This is a genomic window from Pseudomonas sp. ZS1P83 (assembly GCF_054897825.1).
Window position 1 is genome coordinate 636,102 of the sequence record NZ_CM142706.1, and the last position, 18,198, is coordinate 654,299.

18 protein-coding genes are annotated in these 18,198 nt (G+C 61.3%); 13 read left to right on the forward strand and 5 right to left on the reverse strand.

The features are described from left to right. Positions 1-7 precede the first annotated feature (7 nt). Complete coding sequence (locus tag ACYZT0_RS03070; protein ID WP_462044576.1) at positions 8-1,174, reverse strand: MFS transporter; 1,167 nt, start codon at positions 1,172-1,174, stop codon at positions 8-10. 34 nt (positions 1,175-1,208) lie between these two features. Next, positions 1,209-1,511 (reverse strand): ArsR/SmtB family transcription factor, encoded by a 303-nt coding sequence (locus tag ACYZT0_RS03075; RefSeq protein ID WP_282381682.1) that lies wholly within the window; start codon positions 1,509-1,511, stop codon positions 1,209-1,211. 154 nt (positions 1,512-1,665) lie between these two features. On the opposite strand from ACYZT0_RS03075, the gene ACYZT0_RS03080 reads away from it, so the two are divergent. Next, the gene (locus tag ACYZT0_RS03080; protein ID WP_462044577.1) at positions 1,666-2,235 is read left to right on the forward strand and encodes an acyl carrier protein phosphodiesterase; all 570 of its coding nucleotides are present in this window, start codon (positions 1,666-1,668) and stop codon (positions 2,233-2,235) included. Positions 2,236-2,340: 105 nt separating this feature from the next. Here ACYZT0_RS03080 and ACYZT0_RS03085 read toward each other — a convergent pair whose 3' ends face one another. Continuing rightward, the gene (locus tag ACYZT0_RS03085; protein ID WP_462044578.1) at positions 2,341-3,135 is read right to left on the reverse strand and encodes a lysophospholipid acyltransferase family protein; all 795 of its coding nucleotides are present in this window, start codon (positions 3,133-3,135) and stop codon (positions 2,341-2,343) included. Then, on the reverse strand, positions 3,135-3,890 hold the full coding sequence (gene olsB, locus ACYZT0_RS03090) for an L-ornithine N(alpha)-acyltransferase (protein WP_008152922.1): 756 nt from the start codon (positions 3,888-3,890) through the stop codon (positions 3,135-3,137). The genes ACYZT0_RS03085 and olsB overlap by 1 nt, the downstream gene beginning before the upstream one ends. A gap of 154 nt (positions 3,891-4,044) precedes the next feature. Here olsB and ACYZT0_RS03095 point away from each other — a divergent pair, with 154 nt between their 5' ends. From ACYZT0_RS03095 to ACYZT0_RS03135, 9 genes are all read left to right on the forward strand, one after another. Continuing rightward, positions 4,045-4,932 (forward strand): acyl-CoA dehydrogenase middle domain-containing protein, encoded by an 888-nt coding sequence (locus ACYZT0_RS03095; protein WP_462044579.1) that lies wholly within the window; start codon positions 4,045-4,047, stop codon positions 4,930-4,932. 171 nt (positions 4,933-5,103) lie between these two features. After that, on the forward strand, positions 5,104-6,198 hold the full coding sequence (locus tag ACYZT0_RS03100) for a serine hydrolase domain-containing protein (RefSeq protein WP_462044580.1): 1,095 nt from the start codon (positions 5,104-5,106) through the stop codon (positions 6,196-6,198). Continuing rightward, positions 6,195-6,524 carry an amidase gene (locus ACYZT0_RS03105; RefSeq protein ID WP_462044581.1) on the forward strand — a complete coding sequence of 110 codons (330 nt, stop codon included), beginning with the start codon at positions 6,195-6,197 and terminating at the stop codon, positions 6,522-6,524. Before ACYZT0_RS03100 ends, ACYZT0_RS03105 begins: the two co-directional genes overlap by 4 nt. Before the next feature lie 145 nt (positions 6,525-6,669). Then, on the forward strand, positions 6,670-7,845 hold the full coding sequence (locus ACYZT0_RS03110; RefSeq protein ID WP_462044582.1) for a M20 aminoacylase family protein: 1,176 nt from the start codon (positions 6,670-6,672) through the stop codon (positions 7,843-7,845). An 81-nt stretch (positions 7,846-7,926) separates the two neighbouring features. Next, complete coding sequence (locus ACYZT0_RS03115) at positions 7,927-9,237, forward strand: citrate-proton symporter (RefSeq protein ID WP_462044583.1); 1,311 nt, start codon at positions 7,927-7,929, stop codon at positions 9,235-9,237. A gap of 2 nt (positions 9,238-9,239) precedes the next feature. Then, the gene (locus tag ACYZT0_RS03120; RefSeq protein ID WP_462046496.1) at positions 9,240-10,682 is read left to right on the forward strand and encodes an amidase; all 1,443 of its coding nucleotides are present in this window, start codon (positions 9,240-9,242) and stop codon (positions 10,680-10,682) included. 83 nt (positions 10,683-10,765) lie between these two features. Then, a complete protein-coding gene (locus tag ACYZT0_RS03125) occupies positions 10,766-11,536 on the forward strand; it encodes an IclR family transcriptional regulator (protein WP_462044584.1) in 771 nt (256 codons plus the stop codon). A gap of 188 nt (positions 11,537-11,724) precedes the next feature. Then, positions 11,725-12,315 (forward strand): YceI family protein, encoded by a 591-nt coding sequence (locus tag ACYZT0_RS03130; RefSeq protein WP_462044585.1) that lies wholly within the window; start codon positions 11,725-11,727, stop codon positions 12,313-12,315. A gap of 1 nt (position 12,316) precedes the next feature. Further along, positions 12,317-13,474 (forward strand): phospholipase D-like domain-containing protein, encoded by a 1,158-nt coding sequence (locus ACYZT0_RS03135; RefSeq protein ID WP_462044586.1) that lies wholly within the window; start codon positions 12,317-12,319, stop codon positions 13,472-13,474. Between the two features lie 68 nt (positions 13,475-13,542). Here ACYZT0_RS03135 and bglX read toward each other — a convergent pair whose 3' ends face one another. Continuing rightward, complete coding sequence (gene bglX, locus ACYZT0_RS03140; protein WP_462044587.1) at positions 13,543-15,834, reverse strand: beta-glucosidase BglX; 2,292 nt, start codon at positions 15,832-15,834, stop codon at positions 13,543-13,545. 237 nt (positions 15,835-16,071) lie between these two features. On the opposite strand from bglX, the gene ACYZT0_RS03145 reads away from it, so the two are divergent. From ACYZT0_RS03145 to ACYZT0_RS03155, 3 genes are read left to right on the forward strand one after another with little or no spacing between them, the layout of a single operon-like run. After that, complete coding sequence (locus ACYZT0_RS03145; RefSeq protein ID WP_462044588.1) at positions 16,072-16,683, forward strand: LemA family protein; 612 nt, start codon at positions 16,072-16,074, stop codon at positions 16,681-16,683. A gap of 43 nt (positions 16,684-16,726) precedes the next feature. Further along, positions 16,727-17,482, forward strand: a complete 756-nt coding sequence (locus ACYZT0_RS03150; protein ID WP_462044589.1) for a TPM domain-containing protein — start codon at positions 16,727-16,729, stop codon at positions 17,480-17,482. A gap of 43 nt (positions 17,483-17,525) precedes the next feature. Next, positions 17,526-18,143, forward strand: a complete 618-nt coding sequence (locus tag ACYZT0_RS03155; protein WP_462044590.1) for a TPM domain-containing protein — start codon at positions 17,526-17,528, stop codon at positions 18,141-18,143. Positions 18,144-18,198: the final 55 nt, after the last annotated feature.

Genomic DNA, 18,198 nt, shown 5'->3' on the forward strand with positions numbered 1-18,198 from the left:
GTAGAGATCAGTGGGTAGCAGGGGCCAGCTCGGGATCGCCGCTCTGACGGAAAGTAATCAGGGTCACCAGCAGGGCGAGCACCGCCAGTACGGCGGCCGCGAGCGGCACGCTAGTCAGGCCGTAGCCGTGGGCGATAACGCTGCCGCCGACCCAGGCACCGAGTGCGTTGCCGATGTTGAAAGCGCCGATGTTCAGGGTCGACACCAGGTTCGGTGCCGCTTTGCCGTAGGTCACGACATTCACTTGCAGGGCGGGTACGGCGGCGAAGCACGCGGTGGCCCAGAGGAACAGGGTGATTTCGGTCGGAATCACTGCAACGCTGGTCCAGGTCAGCACGGTGGAAACCACCGCCATGGCGATGAACACACCGATCAGCGTTGCAGCCAGGCTTCTGTCTGCCAGCTTGCCGCCAATGATGTTGCCGACCGTCAGGCCCAGGCCGATGAGCATCAGGGTCCAGGTCACGCCGCGTGGCGAGATACCGGTGATTTCGCCCAACAGAGGTGCGACATAGGTGAACAGCGTGAAGACTGACGCGGCGAACAGTGCGGTCATGCTCAGGGACAGCCAAATCCCGGCGCCTTTGAGGGCGCGCAGTTCGGTGCGCATGTCGAGTTTCTCTTCATCGCGCTTGGCCGGCAGGAAGCGGATCAGGCCGATCAATGCGATCACACCCATCACGGTCACAGCCCAGAAGGTCGACCGCCAGCCGGCTTGCTGACCGAGCGCGGTGCCCAGCGGAACGCCCAGCACGTTGGCCAGGGTCAGGCCGGTGAACATCAAAGCTACCGCCGAAGCGCGTTTGTTCGCCGGAACGAGACCTGCCGCCACCACCGAACCGATACCGAAGAACGCACCGTGGCAGAGGGCGGTGACCACGCGGGCAAACATCAGCACGTTGTAGTCGGTCGCCATTGCACAGAGCAGGTTGCCGATGATGAAGATGCCCATCAACACTACCAGTGCAGCCTTGCGCGGTAATTTGGCAGTGGCCAGTGCCATGAACGGCGCACCGATGGCCACGCCCAACGCGTAACCGGTCACCAGCCAGCCGGCGCCAGGGATCGACACGCCGAGGTCAGCTGCCACGTCGGGCAACAAGCCCATGATGACGAACTCGGTAGTGCCGATGGCGAAGGCGCTCAAGGCCAGAATGAGTAGCGAGAGGGGCATTGTTGATTCCTTATCGGCGTACTGACGTAAAGGGTCAGAGCTCTTTGCTGAAGGTGCTGAGGAATTCCTGAATGGTTTCCTCATTGCGTTTGAAAAAATGCCACTGGCCGACTTTGCGGCTGCTGATCAGGCCGGCGCGTTGCAGTGTCGCCAGGTGAGCGGACACCGTGGACTGAGACAAACCGCAACGTTGATCGATCTGCCCGGCGCAGACGCCGTGCTCGTTGCTGTGGGACTGGTCGGGGAATTCGACGGTCGGGTCTTTCAGCCAGTGCAGAATGTCTCGCCGTACTGGGTGTGCCAGGGCTTTTATTATTTCGTCGAGATTGATGGTCATGGTGTGGGCTCGTGATGAGTAAAACGCTATATCGCGATGAGGCGAACTTTAAATCGTTATTTCGCGATACACAAATATGATTTGGCTCTGATCCGCTCATGATTCGGTATATCGGGTTATAACGATATTTGAAGCGCAGTGCTAAGCTGCGCGCATGAACTATCTCGCACATCTGCACCTCGGTGGCCAGCGCCCCGGTCAATTGCTCGGCAGTCTGTATGGCGATTTCGTCAAAGGGCGACTGCAAGGGCAGTTCGATCCGGAGATCGAAGCGGCCATCCAGCTGCATCGAAGCATCGATGTCTTTACCGACCGCCATCCGTTGGTGGACGTGTCGTTGTCGCGGTTTTCCCTGACCCGCAGGCGTTACGCCGGGATCGTGCTCGACGTGTTTTTCGACCATTGCCTGGCGCGTGACTGGACCCTGTACGCCGACCGGCCGCTGGAGCAATTTACTTCGCACGTGTACCGGATTCTGTCCGCCGAGCCGAAATTGCCGGAACGTCTGGCGCAGATCGCGCCGCACATGATGGCCAATGACTGGTTGGGTTCTTACCGGGAGTTCGCGGTGCTGGAGCAGGTGCTGCGGGGGATTTCGCGGCGGTTGACGCGGCCGGAGGAACTGGCCGCAGCGATGCAGGAGTTGCGGGTGTTGTATGAGCCGTTGAGTGATGACTTCAGATTGTTCTATCCGCAGCTTCAGGACTTTGCCCAGAACCGCTGACACGATCCTTGTAGGAGCGAGGCTTGCCCGCGAAGAACGATAACGCGGTGTCTCAGGTACACCGCGGCGTTCCCTTCGCGGGCAAGCCTCGCTCCTACAAAAGCGTTATGCGGCGATGAGTTCGCCGGCACGTCGCGGTTCTGCAGGTTTCGCCACTTCCCCAAACAACGCCTTCTGCACCGCCTGCTGTGCCTCGAACGCCAGCGCTGCACGCTCCCGACCTTCGCAAGCAATCGGCTTGAGCAGATGAATCTCCACCTCACCCCGATCATTGGCAAACAAGCGCATCAAGTGCGAGAGCAAATCGTCATCACCAATGAACGGCGCCAGCGAATCGAGCTCACCGTCGCGCAGATAACGAATCGCCACTGGCTGCAACTTTACTTCGGAATCGATCGCAGCAGACAGCAAGCGACCATGAAAAGTACGCAGCGAACGGCCATCGGTGGTGGTGCCTTCCGGGAACATCAGCAGCGGATGTTCCTGCTCCAGATGACGGGTCATTTGTTTGCGGATCAACTGACTGTCACCTGAACCGCGACGGATAAACAGGCTGCCGGCCTTGGCCGCCAACCAGCCCGCCACCGGCCAGGTGCGCACTTCGGCCTTGGACAGGAACGACAACGGCGTGAGCATGCCCAGCAGTGGAATGTCGGTCCAGGACACGTGGTTGCTGACCCACAGCATCGGCGCTTTCGGCAATTGACCCTGCACGGTTACGCGAAAGGGCAGGGCATTGCTCAAGCGCGCCATGAAGAACCGCGACCAGCGTTGTCGACGGACCATTGAATGAGCGATCCCCAAACGTTCGAACAGCCCGAACACTCCGGCCATGCTCAACCCCAGCGCGACGACCACAAGCACTCGCGCAATCCGCGCGTACACCCGTAACCGGCTCATCAAACGGCCGCCTTGAAGTGCTTGGCGTAACGCGGGCAGAGTTCGTCGCGCTTGAGCAGGATGAACACGTCGGCCACCTGGAAGTCTTCGTCCCAGCACGGCTCGCCGCAGATCTTCGCGCCAAGGCGCATATAGGCCTTGAGCAGCGGTGGCATTTCGGCGATGACGTTGGACGGGATGTCGAGACTTGGCAGCGGTTTTTTCGGTTCGGCCCGCAGGTGTTCTGTGCACAGGTAGCGTTCGCGCAGGCGCTGCATGATCGCGTGGGCCTGAATGCCGCCGTCCTGCATCGGGATGCTCGCGCAACCCATCAAATAGCTGTAACCACCCTGGTTCAGCACTTCGGCCAGTTCGCCCCAAAGTACGGCGATGGTGCCGCCGTTGCGGTAGGCCGGGTCGACGCAGGTGCGACCGATTTCCAGGATTGGGCCTTTCAAGTGGACCAGGCCGTGCAGGCTGAATTCTTCTTCGCTGTAGAATTTGCCCAGGCTGCTGGCGGCCGTGTGGTCGAGCAAACGGGTGGTCGCCACCAGACGCCCGGTGTTCAAGTCACGCACGCCGATGTGGGCGCAGTGAACATCATAGTCATCCATGTCCAGACCCAGCTCGGCGCCTTTCAGCTTGGCGTTGAATTCGCCGCTGAACACGTTGAAGCGCAGGGCCTGGGCTTCCTGCAAGGCCTCGGCGCCCACCAGGCGTTCGGCTTGCAGGCGGCGTTCATTGCCGGTGTCGCTGATGCGGGCGATCTGAGTCATTGCGAATCTCCGTACGGGCCGGTCACCCGTCTTGGGTTGCAGCCGATCGACTTTCTTTATGCAGCCGTGTTGTGCAAAGTCAGGCTATGTAGCCCCAGTGTCATCGCCATGAAGCTTTGGTGATGCTTATATGACAGCCTTTGAGAAGCCCCTTATGCCCTGGCAAAACCTGTTGCGCCGCCGCGATCGTCTGCCCGCCAACCCGGACCTGGGCGAGGGGTTCGCGACCTTGTTGCATCAGTTGGGCAACGTCACGCCATTCGAACTGGCGGTGGCTGGCGGGCGTTTGATGTCGACGCCGGGGCTGGCGTTTCTGGTGGGGTATCAGGCGGCGTTGCGCATGCTCTGGCCGAGCGCGCCGCTGAGCCTCGGCGCGTTATGCGCGACCGAACAACGCAGCCTGCGAGTGGCGGACATGCAGACCCGTCTCAGCGATTTGCGTCTGAGCGGGCGCAAGGATTTTGTCACTGCAGGCGATGCCGCCGATTGGCTGCTGATCGCTGCCCGCAGTGAAGCAACTGAAGAAAAACCGCGCCTGAGCCTGGCGGTGGTCTATCCCGATGAACCGGGCGTGCGCCTGGAAAAACTCCCGGCAATCGCGTTGATGCCGGACATCAGCCACGGTCGACTGTTTCTCGATAACGCTCAGTGCGAATTGTTGGCGGGGGATGGCTGGGAGGCTTACATCAAACCGTTCCGTACCCTTGAGGACATCTATGTGCTGAGCGCCATGACCGCCTGGCTGTACGGCATCGGTCAGGACAGCGACTGGCCGCAAGCCTTGCAACTGCGTTTGCTGGCGCTGCTGGCCGGGTGTGCGGAAGTCAGCCGGCAGGCGCCGAATAATCCGTCCGGGCATGTATTGCTCGGTGGCTTGTTTGCGCAGTTCGATGGGCTCAAGGCTGAGGTGACTCAGGCACTGGCCGATGGCCCGCAGCATTGGGCCGCGATGTGGCAGCGCGATCAGGGCGTGATGGATTTGGCGGCGGGTGCGCGGGGCAAACGGTTGACCAAGGCACTCGCGGGATCTTCGTTGAATTGACGGGTCCCTTCGCGGGCAAGCCTCGCTCCTACAAGGTATGCGCAAATTCTGTAGGAGCGAGCGGTGCGGCGACCCGACTTGCCCGCGAAGGCGGCCTCATTGGCGACACACATTCCAGACTGTCATCTATCTCGACTAGGCTCAGCAGGTCCATCCCCCCGAGCGCCCACCATGTTCAAAGGCTTGTCGCTGATTTTCGGGCTGTTGTTCAGCCTCACGGTCCAGGCCGAAAACTGGCCTGCCGAGCAATGGTCGACCGCCCCGACAGTCACCGGGCCGGCGCTTCAAGCCCTGGAGACTTACGCCTTCCCACCCCGTGATGATGCCACCCGAAAAGGCATCCGCACCGACGCCTTGCTGGTGATCCGCGACGGTCAGTTGATCTACGAACGCTACGCCGACCCCACCACCGCCGACACCCCGCACCTGACCTGGTCCATCAGCAAAAGCCTGATGGCCACAGTCCTCGGCGTGGCTTATGGCGAAGGCCTGTTCAAGCTCACGGACCCGGTACTGAAGTTTTATCCATCGCTGGAAAAGCACCCGACGATGACCATGGCCGATCTGCTGCACTGGGCCTCGGGCCTGGACTGGCAGGAAGACTATGAATACGCGCCGTTGAAATCCTCGGTGGTCGCGATGCTCTACACCCGTGGACACCAGGACATGGCCGCGTTCACCGCCGATCACGCTGAATACGCCAAACCCGGTCAGGCATTCCGTTACTCCAGTGGCGACAGCAATCTGTTGGCCGCCGCGCTGAAAAACATCGTCGGCCCGACCCGCTATCCGGACTATCCATGGACCGCTCTGTTCGAACCCATGGGGATTCGTCACGCCGTCTGGGAAACCGATGCCACGGGCACGTTCGTCGCGTCATCCTATGCCTACCTTACCGCCAGGGATCTGGCCCGAGTCGGTCTGCTGATGGCGCGCGACGGCCGTTGGGGCGAGCGCCAATTGCTGCCCAAGGACTGGACCACTTTCAACCGCGAACCGTTCGCTCACTATCAAGCCAATCAGGACGACGCCGTGCCCGGCGGCCATTGGTGGCTTAACCGCGCGGCGGGTGGCGCGGCAAAACCCTGGCCCGATGCCCCCGACGACACCTTCACCGCGTTGGGCCATTGGGGGCAGGCGATGTACGTGATTCCCGGCGAAAACCTGGTGATCGTGCGCTATGGCGATGACCGCGACGCCAGCTACCAGCACAACGAGTTGCTCAAACTCGCGCTCAAGGCATTTGCCGCGAAGGTGCAGCCATGAACCGCCGCAGCCTTGTTCGTCACCGACCGTTCAGCACGCTGTTGTTGATCCTGCTGATCGCCTTGCTCGGCTGGATCTGGCAGGAACGCGTCGCGCTGTGGGCGTTCCCGGACATCATCAGCGCCTACACCGCCAAGGAATATTGCTCGTGCCGTTACGTGATGAACAATCCAACCGAGTATTGCCACAGCTATGTGAAGCAATGGCTGCCGACCAGTGGCTTTACCGATGACGCCGCCAGCAAGCGCGTCACCGTCAGCGGCATGGGTCGCAGCAACAGCGCTGAGTGGGTCGGCGAGCGCCAAGGCTGCCGCCTGAATCCCTGAGTAGGTTCCACGCAGTGGAACCACATTCGATTGTCCTCGCGCCGAACTCGCGGTTATCTAGCGGTGAGCGCGACCTGCCTTGATGTGTCGCGAAATCACTGCGAACAAAAAGAACGGGAATACACCCGGCCCGAGGACAATCGTCATGACCCGACATCAGCACATTCTTGCCTGGCTCAACGACGTGGCCAGCGACCTGCACGCCACGCGCCAGGACATCCACGCCCACCCGGAACTCGGCTTCGAGGAAAACCGTACCTCGGCGCTGGTGGCCAAATCCCTTGAAGAGTGGGGTTATGAAGTTCACACCGGGATCGGCAAGACCGGCGTGGTCGGCGTCCTGCGCAACGGCAGCAGTTCACGCAAACTGGGGCTGCGGGCGGACATGGACGCCTTGCCGATTATCGAGAATACCGGCGCGGCTTACAGCAGTCGGCATCAGGGTTGCATGCACGCCTGCGGTCATGACGGCCACACCACGATGCTGCTGGGAGCGGCGCGTTACCTGGCGGCGACCCGTCAGTTCGACGGCACCCTGACCCTGATTTTCCAGCCCGCCGAAGAGGGGCAGGGCGGCGCCGAAGCGATGCTCGCCGATGGCTTGCTGGAACGTTTTCCCTGCGACGCATTGTTTGGCATGCACAACATGCCGGGACTTCCTGCAGGGCACTTGGGCTTTCGCGAAGGGCCGATGATGGCCTCGCAGGATTTGCTCACGGTCTCCATTGAGGGCGTCGGCGGGCACGGCTCGATGCCGCATCTGGCGGTGGATCCGCTGGTGGCGGCGGCGAGTGTGGTCATGGCCCTGCAAACCGTGGTCGCGCGCAACATCGACGCACAGCAGGCCGCCGTGGTGACCGTCGGTGCATTGCAGGCCGGGGAGGCCGCCAACGTCATCCCGCAGCAAGCAATCTTGCGCCTGAGCCTGCGCGCCCTGAACGCCGACATTCGGGAGAAAACCCTCGAACGCGTGCGAGCGATCATCGAATCCCAGGCCCGCAGCTTCGGTTGCAGTTCGCGGATCGAACATCGCCCGGCCTATCCGGTGCTGGTCAACCATGCGGCTGAAACCGAGTTCGCCCGGCAGGTCGGCGTCGAGCTGCTCGGTGCCGACGCGGTGGACGGCAACACGCCAAAACTCATGGGCAGCGAAGACTTTGCCTGGATGCTGCAACGCTGTCCTGGCGCGTACCTGTTTATTGGCAATGGCGTTTCGCGGCCGATGGTGCACAACCCGTCATACGACTTCAACGACGACATCCTGCTGACGGGCGCGGCGTATTGGGGGGCGCTGACCGAGCGCTGGCTCAAGCCCGCCTGACGACCTCACTTTCTACTGCCGCCGGACCGGGCGCGCCACGCCGCGCCCGTTATCGCCCAACAGGTTTTTGGAGAGTTCCCCATGCAGACTTCGAGCACAGGCGTTTCGCGCACCCGGCAGGTGGTCGCCGCCGTTATCGGTAACGCCCTGGAATGGTATGACTTCATCGTTTATGGCTTCCTGGCGAGCATCATCGCCCGGCAGTTTTTCCCGTCCGAGGACGAATACGCGTCGCTGCTGATGGCGCTGGCGACCTTTGGCGTCGGGTTTTTCATGCGCCCGGTGGGCGGCATTTTGTTGGGCATGTATTCCGATCGCAAAGGGCGCAAGGCCGCGATGCAGATGATCATCCGCCTGATGACGGTGTCCATCGCGCTGATCGCGTTCGCGCCGAACTACGCCGCTATCGGCATGGGCGCGCCGTTACTGATCGTGGTCGCACGGATGCTCCAGGGCTTCGCCACAGGCGGCGAATACGCCAGCGCCACGGCGTTTCTGGTGGAAAGTGCACCCGCGAATAAAAAGGGTTTGTACGGGTCCTGGCAGTTGGTCGGGCAATGCCTGGCGGTGTTTTCCGGGGCCGGGATGGTGGCGTTGGTCACGCATCTGTTTACCCCCGAGGCGCTGGACAGCTGGGGCTGGCGGATTCCGTTTGCCCTCGGTTTGTTGATCGGCCCTGTGGGCCTGTGGATTCGCAAGCACATGGAGGAACCGGAAGAGTTTCTGGAGGCGCGCAAACAGGCCAAAGGGGCGAGTCCGAGCTTGCTGCAAGTGATCCGCGAACATCGGCGCAGCATTCTGGTATCGATGGGCCTGGCGTGCGGCGCAACGGTGTCGTTTTACGTGGTGCTGGTGAACATGCCGACCTTTGCCCACAAGAACCTCGGCCTGCCGCTGGACCAGGTCCTGCTGGTGCAAATGCTCGCGGTGGCGGTGATGACCGTGGTCATTCCGCTGTCCGGCGCGCTGTCGGACCGGCTCGGCCGGCGCCCGGTATTGATGGCGTTTACCTTGGCGTTTTTCGTGATGGTGTATCCGCTGTACGTGTGGGTCGCGGCGGCGCCATCGGTGGAACGTCTGCTGGTGATGCAACTGTTGTTATGCAGCGCAATCGGCGGGTTCTTCGGTCCGGCCCCGACAGCGCTGGCCGAACAGTTCCCGATCGAAGTGCGCTCCACCGGGGTGTCGGTGGCCTACAACGTTGCGGTCATGGTCTTCGGCGGTTTCGCCCCGTTGATCGTCACCTGGCTCAGCAAGGTGCTGGCGACGCCCGTGGCGCCGGCCTTCTATGTCCTGTTCGCTTGCGTGCTGACGCTATTGGGCACTTACTGCATGCACGAAGCACCCCGCAGCAAGAAATCCGCTGCACTTAACCTTGAGGTGAAACCTTGAGCATTCATCCGATTGTTGAAATGGACGCTGATGCGTTGTCGCAGGCGATTCATGCCCGCCGGGTTTCCTGCCGTGAAGTGATGCTGGCGTATCTGGCGCAGATCGAGCGCTTCAATCCACAGGTCAATGCGCTGGTCTCGCTGCGCCCGGCCGATGAGTTGCTGGCCGAAGCTGACGTCTGCGACCGGCAGTTGGATCAGGGCCAGTCCCGCGGCTGGATGCACGGCATGCCGCAAGCCATCAAGGACCTGGCGGCCACCGCCGGTTTGCGCACCACCATGGGCTCGCCGCTGTTTGCCATGCAGATCCCGCAACACGACGCGATCAGCGTGGCGCGGGTTCGTGACTGCGGGGCGATCATCATTGGCAAGACCAACGTCCCGGAATTCGGCCTCGGCTCGCAGACCTACAACAGCGTGTTCGGCACCACCACCAACGCCTACGACCCGACGTTGATCGCCGGCGGCAGCAGCGGCGGAGCGGCGGTGGCGCTGGCATTGCGCATGCTGCCGGTGGCCGACGGCAGCGACATGATGGGCTCGTTGCGCAACCCGGCGGCGTTCAACAACGTGTTCGGTTTTCGTCCATCACAAGGTCGCGTGCCTCACGGGCCTGCGCCGGATGTATTTGTCCAGCAACTGGCCACCGAAGGGCCGATGGGCCGTAGCGTGACCGATGTCGCCCGTTTGCTCGGCACTCAGGCCGGTTATGACCCGCGCGTACCGTTGTCGCTCACGCAGAGCGCGGATATTTTTGGCGACACGCTGCTGCAGGATTTCAGTGACGTAAGGCTGGGCTGGCTGGGGGACTACAACGGCTATCTGCCAATGGACGAGGGCGTGTTGAGCCTGTGCGAATCGGCACTCGAGGATTTCGAAGCGCTGGGTTGCCGGGTCCAGGCCTGTCAGCCGGACTTTTCCATGGCACGCCTGTGGCAGACCTGGCTGGTGCACCGCCACTGGCTGGTGCAGGGCAGCCTCGGCGCGTTGTATGCCGACCCGCAAAAACGCGACCTGCTCAAACCCGAGGCGCAATGGGAAATCGAGGGTGGCCTGCGCCTGACGGCGGCGGATGTTTACCAGGCGTCGGTCAGTCGCAGCGATTGGTATCTGGCCTTGAACGAGTTGTTCGAACGTTACGATTTTCTGCTGTTGCCCACCGCCCAAGTGTTCCCTTTCGATGCACACACCCCTTGGCCGCGCATCGTCGGCGGGCAGTCCATGGACACCTATCACCGCTGGATGGAGGTGGTGATCGGGCCGACCCTGGCCGGTTTGCCGAGCATGAATGTGCCGGTGGGATTCAGCCCGGCCGGGTTGCCGATGGGCCTGCAAATCATCGGCCCGGCCCAGGCCGATCGGGCGGTGCTGCAACTGGCTTACGCCCATGAGCAACTGACTCAATGGGTCAAGCGCCGGCCTCCGAGCTGTCTGCAAAATGCCTGAACTCACTGAGCGGGCCCGCATCTTGCTGCATAAAGCGATCATCCATCCGGGCTATCCCATTAGGGCTTAGGGAGATCGAAACCATGGACAGCAAGGCAGAAACCGGCAGCGTACGTTCCGTAGAACGGGCCCTGGCCATCGTCGAACTGCTGGGTGAGCATCAGGCGTTAGGTCTGGAAGAGTTGCACTACCTGACGACCCTGCCCAAGGCCACGGTGTCGCGCATGTTGCTGACCTTGCAGGAGCAAGGCTGGATTTATCGTGGTTTGAGCGACCGGCGTTATCGGCTGTGCGCCAAGCGCTTGTTTGGCGACAGTCAGCAGCGGTTCAAGCGGCGACTGGTCGAAAGTGCCGCACCGCTGTTGCTGGAGTTGAGCGAGCGCGCCGGGCTGGTGGCGGACCTGTCGAGCTTCGATGGCGAGCGGGTGGAAGTCATGGAAAGCGCGATCCCCACGGTGCTGCGCAAGCGTTACCCGAACAACTGCCAAATCGTCGGCCAGCACGCCAGTCTGTTTCATTCGGCCATGGGCCGGGCGTGTCTGGGCGAGCTGGATTCCCATGAAGTGGAACGACTGGCCGGTCGTGAACGGCTGACCGATGAGAGCTTATTCAGCGCCAGCGAGCAGGCGTTGCATCAGGGCTTCGGCCAGCGCACCGAAGGTTACTGGGAATACCCGGTGCGCCTGCCGTTTCTGATTCGGGCGGTGGCCTTGCCGATCCGCGCCGACGGCCGACTGGTTGGCAGCATGGCGCTGCACTGGCCGATGGATCAGGCACCGGTGGAACGGGTACTGAGCCTGCACCTGAACAGTTTGGCCGCCACCATCGGCGATGTGCAGCACGCGTTGGCGTAAGGCATAACAGATCGCAGCCTTCGGCAGCTCCTACAGGATCGGGTTCCATTCGTGGGGACGCGATTGCATGGCCGTAATGCAATCCCATGTAGGAGCTGCCGCAGGCTGCGATCTTTTGATCTTCGCGGTTTGCAATGCGCTCCCGGGCGGTTAAGGTTCGTGCAGGTTTATCTGCCCCACGAGTCTCTATGTTCAACCGCTCCCTCTGCAAAACCCTCGCCTTCCTGCTGCTGGCCGGTGCCGCCCTGTCGGCCCATGCCGATTGGTATCTGGACGGCGAGTCCTCGCGGCTGTCGTTCATCAGTACCAAAAACACCAACATCTCCGAAGTGCAGCGCTTTCTGGTGCTGCACGGCAAGGTCAGCCCCAAGGGCCTGGCCGAGGTCGAAGTCGAGGTGGACTCGGTCAACAGCGGCATCCCGCTGCGCGATGAACGCATGCGCAAGGACCTGTTTGAAATCCAGACCTTCCCTGAAGCACTGATCACCGCGCAAATTGATCTGCGGCCGATCAACGATCTGGCGCCCGGTGCGCAACTTGAATTGCGCCTGCCGCTGACCGTCAACCTCCATGGCAAACAACACGAATACACCGCCGAACTGTTGGCAACCCGTCTCGATGACCGACGCTTCCAGGTGGTGACCCTCGAGCCGTTAGTGATCAATGCCGCGCATTTCGACCTGGCACCCGGCCTGGAAAACTTGCGCAACGTCGCCGGTTTGTCGGCCATCAGTTTGTCGGTGCCGGTGAGCGCGGTACTGATTTTCACGGCGCGCTGACATGGCTGGTGCAATTTTCCCCTGGCGTGAAGGCAACAGTTTTGAACTGCTGATCGACGGTCCGCAGTTTTTCCCTCGGATGTTGGTCGCGATTGCCCGTGCCGAAGAACAGGTCGAGCTGGAGCTGTACCTGGTGGAGGCGGGAGCCTGTGCCGAGGCGATGGTTCAGGCGTTGGTCCAGGCTGCCGAACGTGGCGTGCGCGTGCGCTGCCTGTTCGATGATTACGGCAGCCTCGCGTTCACCCTGACCTTGCGTAAGCGTTTGGCGGCGGCGGGTGTGGAGCTGCGTTTCTACAATCGCCTGAGCTGGCGGCGCTGGGTGGGCAACTTCTACCGCGATCACCGCAAGCTGTTGTTGGTCGATCAAAGCATGGCGGTGGTCGGCGGCACCGGGGTGACTGATGAATTCTGGACGCCGGGCGAAGACACCAGCGAATGGCACGAAGTGATGGTGGAAATCACCGGCCCCTTGGTCATCGACTGGCAGTTGCTGTTCGACCGCCAATGGATCGCCAACCGGCATCGACGTGCCTGGAAACCCGCTTCGCATTTTGGCTTGCCGCGTCTGCCACGCGTGCCGTCCATGGGCGAGGGCATGGGCCGGGTCGCCTATGCCGACGCCCGCCAGCACCGGGACATCCTGCAATCATTGATTCGCGCACTGAACAGCGGCCAACGGCGGATCTGGCTGGCGACGCCGTACTTCCTGCCGACCTGGAAAGTCCGTCGTTCATTGCGTCGGGCGGCTGCGCGCGGTATTGACGTGCGACTGCTGCTGACCGGGCCGCGCACCGATCACCCGTCGGTGCGTTATGCAGGGCATCGCTACTACCCGCGATTGCTCAGGGGCGGGGTGAAGATCTTCGAATACCAGCCGTGTTTCCTGCATTTGAAAATGGTCCTGATCGACGACTGGGTCAGCATCGGCTCGTGCAATTTCGATCACTGGAATTTGCGTTTCAACCTGGAAGCCAATCTTGAGGCGCTGGACCCTGGGCTGACGCGGGCAGTGGCGGCGAGTTTTGAGAAGGACTTTGCGCAGAGCCAGGAAGTCAGCCTGGAGGTATGGAAACGCCGACCGCTGTGGCGGCGGATGAAGCAACGGGTGTGGGGGTGGGTGGATCGACTGGTGGTGAACTTGTTGGATCGCCGCGGATAGTCCTCACACCAAACACCACTGTGGGAGCAAGCTCGGCTCCCACAGTGGTTATGTGTTGCCTGGAAGAGTTACAGCAATTCAAAGCTCTGCTGCGTAACGTTCTGGGAATCCAGGCCGATCTGCACATTGAACTTGCCCGGTTCCGCAGCGTACTTGAGCTGGGCGTTGAAGAACTTCAGGTCATCTTCGGTGATGGTGAAGTGCACGACTTTCTGTTCGCCGGCCTTCAGCATGATTTTCTGGAAGTTCTTCAGTTCCTTGAGCGGACGGATCATCGAGCCGGTCTCGTCCTGGATGTACAACTGCACCACGGTTTCGCCGTCGCGCTTGCCGGTGTTTTGCACCATGACACTGGCGTCGAGCTTGCCGGTTTTGTTCAGCGTAGTGGATGACAGGGCCATGTCACTCAGGCTGAAGTCGGTGTAGCTCAGACCGAAACCGAACGGGAACAGCGGCCCGGTTGTGTCATCGAAATACTGCGAGGTGTAGTTGCCCGGTTTGCCTGGGGTGAACGGTCGGCCAATGCTCAGGTGGTTGTAGTAGGTCGGAATCTGACCCACCGAGCGCGGGAAGGTGATCGGCAATTTGCCCGACGGGTTGTAGTCGCCAAACAACACGTCGGCGATGGCATTGCCGCCTTCGGTACCGCTGAACCAGGTTTCCAGAATCGCGTCAGCCTGTTCTTTCTCTTCGAGAATCGACAGCGGACGGCCGTTCATCAACACCAGCACCAGCGGTTTGCCGGTGGCCTTCAGGGCCTTGATCAAATCGCGCTGGTTGGCCGGGATGTTCAGGTCGGTGCGGCTCGACGATTCGTGGGACATGCCACGGGACTCGCCGACCGCTGCGACCACTACATCTGCGTCCTTGGCGGCTTTCACGGCTTCGTCAATCAACACTTGGGCCGAACGCGGATCGTCCACCACTTCCGGTGCATCGAAGTTGAGGAAGTTCAGATAATCGAGGACTTTCTTTTCACTGGTGATGTTGGCGCCACGGGCGTAGATCAGCGTCGACTGTGCGCCCAATGCGCTCGTCATGCCGTCGAACAGCGTCACCGATTGCGCGGGTTTACCGGCGGCGGCCCAGCTGCCCATCATGTCGATCGGTGCCTTGGCCAGCGGGCCGACCAGGACGATTTTTGCAGTTTTCTTCAACGGCAGGGTTTCGCCCTGGTTCTTCAGCAACACCATGCTGCGGCGCGCAACATCACGGGCCTCGGTGCGGTGCAGGCGATTTTCGGCGTAGGTGTCGGCCGGATCATCTTCAGCCTTGCCGATGCGCAGGTACGGGTCCTTGAACAGGCCCATGTCGTACTTGGCGGCGAGCACTTCACGCACGGCGTTGTCGATGTCGCTTTGCTGGATCTCTCCCGCCTTCAACAGCCCAGGCAGTTCTTTGCCGTAGAGGGTGTCGTTCATGCTCATGTCGATGCCGGCCTTGATCGCCAGCTTCGCGGCTTCGCGACCGTCACGGGCGACGCCGTGTTTGATCAGCTCGAAAATCGCCCCGTGGTCGCTGACGGCCAGGCCTTTGAAACCCCATTGCTTGCGCAACAGGTCGTTCATCAGCCAGGTGTTGGCGGTGGCTGGCACGCCGTTGATCGAGTTCAGCGCGACCATCACCCCGCCAGCACCGGCGTCGATAGCCGCACGGTACGGTGGCAGGTAGTCCTGGAACATCTTGACCGGGCTCATGTCGACGACGTTGTAGTCGCGACCGCCCTCGACCGCGCCGTACAGGGCAAAGTGCTTGACGCTGGCCATGATGCTGTCGGCCGCGTTCGCGCCTGTGCCCTGGAACGCTTTGACCATGACGCCGGCGATGCGCGAAACCAGATACGTGTCTTCGCCGAAGCCTTCGGAAGTCCGGCCCCAACGCGGGTCACGGGAGATGTCGACCATTGGCGCGAAGGTGATGTCCAGGCTGTCAGCCGCGGCTTCCTTGGCGGCGATGCGCCCGGACAGGCCGATGGCGTCCATGTCCCAGCTCGAGGCCAGGGCTATCGGGATCGGGAAAATGGTCCGATGGCCGTGGATCACGTCATAGGCGAAGAACATCGGGATCTTCAACCGGCTGCGCATGGCCGCGTCCTGCATCGGACGGTTTTCCGGGCGGGTGATCGAGTTGAACGTGCCACCGATGTTGCCGGCAGCGATTTCCTTGCGGATCAGCTCCCGAGGCATTTCCGGGCCGATGCTGATCAGGCGCAACTGGCCGATCTTTTCATCGAGGGTCATTTGCTTCATCAGGTTGCTGATGAACGCGTCCTTGTTTTCCAGAGGTGCGGGCGTCGTGGCGGCCAATACGGTATGACTGGCCAGGCTGACGAGCAGGCCCAGCAAACACAGCTTCTTCATGAATGGTTTTCTCTAAAGCCTAAACGGCAGTGAATACGCGCCGGTCAGCCAAAATTTAGGGAGCGACTATTGTTGTTCAGGTAAATGCAGGCACACTTGCGCAGTGTTTTAGCGCTGGGGCATCTTTTAGCCCATTGGCTCGATGCAATCCAGTGGCGGCGCAGATTATGCCCGAAGAGCCGGGTTCAAAGTTCGATGGTCGTTTTTCAACGGAATGTGCAAGGGAGCGTCAACCAGATGAATGTACGACACCACTATCGGTCGAACCTGCAGGTTGCAGCCTTGATGTTGCTGACCACACTGCTGGCGGGCTGCGGCATCAACACGATCCCGACCCTCGACGAACAGGCCAAGGCCGCCTGGGGCCAGGTGCAGAACCAGTACCAACGCCGCGCCGACCTGATCCCCAACCTGGTGGAAACCGTCAAGGGCTACGCCAAGCACGAAGAAGAAACCCTGACCGCCGTGATCGAAGCCCGGGCCAAGGCCACGTCGATCCAGGTGGACGCCAGCACGCTGGACAATCCAGAAAAGCTCAAACAGTTCCAGCAGGCGCAGGATCAGCTGACCGGTGCCTTGAGCCGTTTGATGGTGGTGTCCGAGCGTTATCCGGACCTCAAGGCCAACCAGAATTTCCTGGCCCTGCAATCGCAACTTGAAGGCACTGAGAACCGCATCGCGGTGGCGCGTCGTGATTTCATCCTCGCCGTGCAGAAATACAACACGGAAATCCGTACCTTCCCCGGTCGCCTGTGGCACACCGTGATGTACAGCGATTTGCCGATCCGCGAAACCTTCGAGGCCACCAGCCCCGATGCGGAAAAAGCGCCCCAAGTGAAGTTCCAGTAAGCGCCGGGACGGGTTTTAAGCATCACCACGGATGAGGTTGCCAATGCGCGTGTTGAAAGTTGGCCTGGTGCTGTTGCTCTGGGTGTTTGCCCTGACGGCCCAGGCCGGGTTGAAGTTTCCGGAACTGACCGGGCGGGTGGTGGATAACGCCCAGATGATCGAGCCTGCGGTGCGCGAGCAGTTGACGCAACAGCTTCAGGCCCATGAAAAAGCCACCGGCGAGCAGTTGGTGGTGGTCACGTTGCCGGATTTGCAGGGCACCGACATTGCGGACTTCGGCTATCAGTTGGGGCGCTATTGGGGCATCGGCCAGAAGGACAAAAACACCGGCGCGCTACTGATCGTTGCGCGTGACGATCGCAAGCTGCGGATTGAAGTCGGTTATGGCCTGGAAGATCGTCTGACCGATGCGCAGAGTTCTGTGATCATCAATCAGGTGATCACCCCTGCGTTCAAAACCGGCAACTTCAGTAAGGGCATCAGCGACGGGGTCGCGGCGATGCTCGTGGTGCTGGGCGGCAATCCGCTGGATGAGCCGTCCACGGTGTATGACTCCGGAGGCAATCAGGAAAGCGACTTCGTTTCGCGGCATCCGGGGATATTCGTGTTTCTGGTGATGCTGTTCATCCTGACGATGTTTGTCTGCCAGATGCTCGGGATCCTGCCCAGTGGTGGTGGCGGCCGAGGCGGTTCGAGCGGTGGTTTCGGCGGTGGAGGTTTTGGGGGCGGTGGAGGAGGCGGGGGCTTCAGCGGCGGCGGGGGCAGTTTCGGGGGCGGCGGTTCGTCGGGCGGCTGGTGACAACGTTGCAGTTAATAACAATAGCGAACAGGCATTCGTAAATATGGCACTACTGACTGAACACGAACAACGCAAAGTCGCCGAGGCGATTGCCCGGGTCGAGCGCGACACCGACGCCGAACTGGTGACCGTGCTCGCGGCCCGCGCCGACGACTACGCGTACATCCCGCTGCTCTGGGCCAGCCTGCTGGCGCTGGTGGTGCCGGGTATCGTGCATTACCTCACGGGCTGGCTGACCCTGCACAGTTTGCTGTTGGTGCAGTGGATCACGTTCATCGTGCTGTGCCTGGTGTTCCGGATTCCGAAAATCACCACGCACCTGATCCCGCGCTCAGTGCGTCACTGGCGCGCCTCGAACCTGGCGCGCCGGCAGTTTCTGGAGCAAAACCTGCACCACACGGTGGGCAGCACCGGCATGCTGATATTTGTCTGTGAAGCCGAGCGCTATGTGGAGATTTTGGTCGATGAGGGGATTTCGAAGCGCCTGGACAACAAAAACTGGGACTCGATTGTCGCGGCGTTCACTCAACAGGTGAAGCAGGGGCAGACGTTGCAGGGGTTTGTGGCGTGTGTGGAGGCGTGCGGCGAGCTGCTCAAGGTGCATGTGCCGGTGACGCATGTGAGGAATGAGTTGCCGAATCGGTTGGTGGTGTTGGGCTAAAAGCCCTCGGTAACGACTCGTACCTTGTAATTGGATGGACTCGCCCAAGCCGAGG

Excerpts from the sequence above, each read along its gene's own strand:
- ACYZT0_RS03075 (WP_282381682.1), bottom strand. The coding sequence starts at position 1,511 with ATGACCATCAATCTCGACGAAATAATAAAAGCCCTGGCACACCCAGTA.
- ACYZT0_RS03105 (WP_462044581.1), top strand. The coding sequence starts at position 6,195 with ATGAACCGCCGCAGCCTTGTTCGTCACCGACCGTTCAGCACGCTGTTG.
- ACYZT0_RS03100 (WP_462044580.1), top strand. The coding sequence starts at position 5,104 with ATGTTCAAAGGCTTGTCGCTGATTTTCGGGCTGTTGTTCAGCCTCACG.
- ACYZT0_RS03110 (WP_462044582.1), top strand. The coding sequence starts at position 6,670 with ATGACCCGACATCAGCACATTCTTGCCTGGCTCAACGACGTGGCCAGC.
- ACYZT0_RS03125 (WP_462044584.1), top strand. The coding sequence starts at position 10,766 with ATGGACAGCAAGGCAGAAACCGGCAGCGTACGTTCCGTAGAACGGGCC.
- ACYZT0_RS03085 (WP_462044578.1), bottom strand. The coding sequence starts at position 3,135 with ATGAGCCGGTTACGGGTGTACGCGCGGATTGCGCGAGTGCTTGTGGTC.
- ACYZT0_RS03070 (WP_462044576.1), bottom strand. The coding sequence starts at position 1,174 with ATGCCCCTCTCGCTACTCATTCTGGCCTTGAGCGCCTTCGCCATCGGC.
- ACYZT0_RS03130 (WP_462044585.1), top strand. The coding sequence starts at position 11,725 with ATGTTCAACCGCTCCCTCTGCAAAACCCTCGCCTTCCTGCTGCTGGCC.
- ACYZT0_RS03135 (WP_462044586.1), top strand. The coding sequence starts at position 12,317 with ATGGCTGGTGCAATTTTCCCCTGGCGTGAAGGCAACAGTTTTGAACTG.
- ACYZT0_RS03150 (WP_462044589.1), top strand. The coding sequence starts at position 16,727 with ATGCGCGTGTTGAAAGTTGGCCTGGTGCTGTTGCTCTGGGTGTTTGCC.
- ACYZT0_RS03095 (WP_462044579.1), top strand. The coding sequence starts at position 4,045 with ATGCCCTGGCAAAACCTGTTGCGCCGCCGCGATCGTCTGCCCGCCAAC.
- ACYZT0_RS03115 (WP_462044583.1), top strand. The coding sequence starts at position 7,927 with ATGCAGACTTCGAGCACAGGCGTTTCGCGCACCCGGCAGGTGGTCGCC.
- ACYZT0_RS03080 (WP_462044577.1), top strand. The coding sequence starts at position 1,666 with ATGAACTATCTCGCACATCTGCACCTCGGTGGCCAGCGCCCCGGTCAA.
- bglX (WP_462044587.1), bottom strand. The coding sequence starts at position 15,834 with ATGAAGAAGCTGTGTTTGCTGGGCCTGCTCGTCAGCCTGGCCAGTCAT.
- olsB (WP_008152922.1), bottom strand. The coding sequence starts at position 3,890 with ATGACTCAGATCGCCCGCATCAGCGACACCGGCAATGAACGCCGCCTG.
- ACYZT0_RS03155 (WP_462044590.1), top strand. The coding sequence starts at position 17,526 with ATGGCACTACTGACTGAACACGAACAACGCAAAGTCGCCGAGGCGATT.
- ACYZT0_RS03145 (WP_462044588.1), top strand. The coding sequence starts at position 16,072 with ATGAATGTACGACACCACTATCGGTCGAACCTGCAGGTTGCAGCCTTG.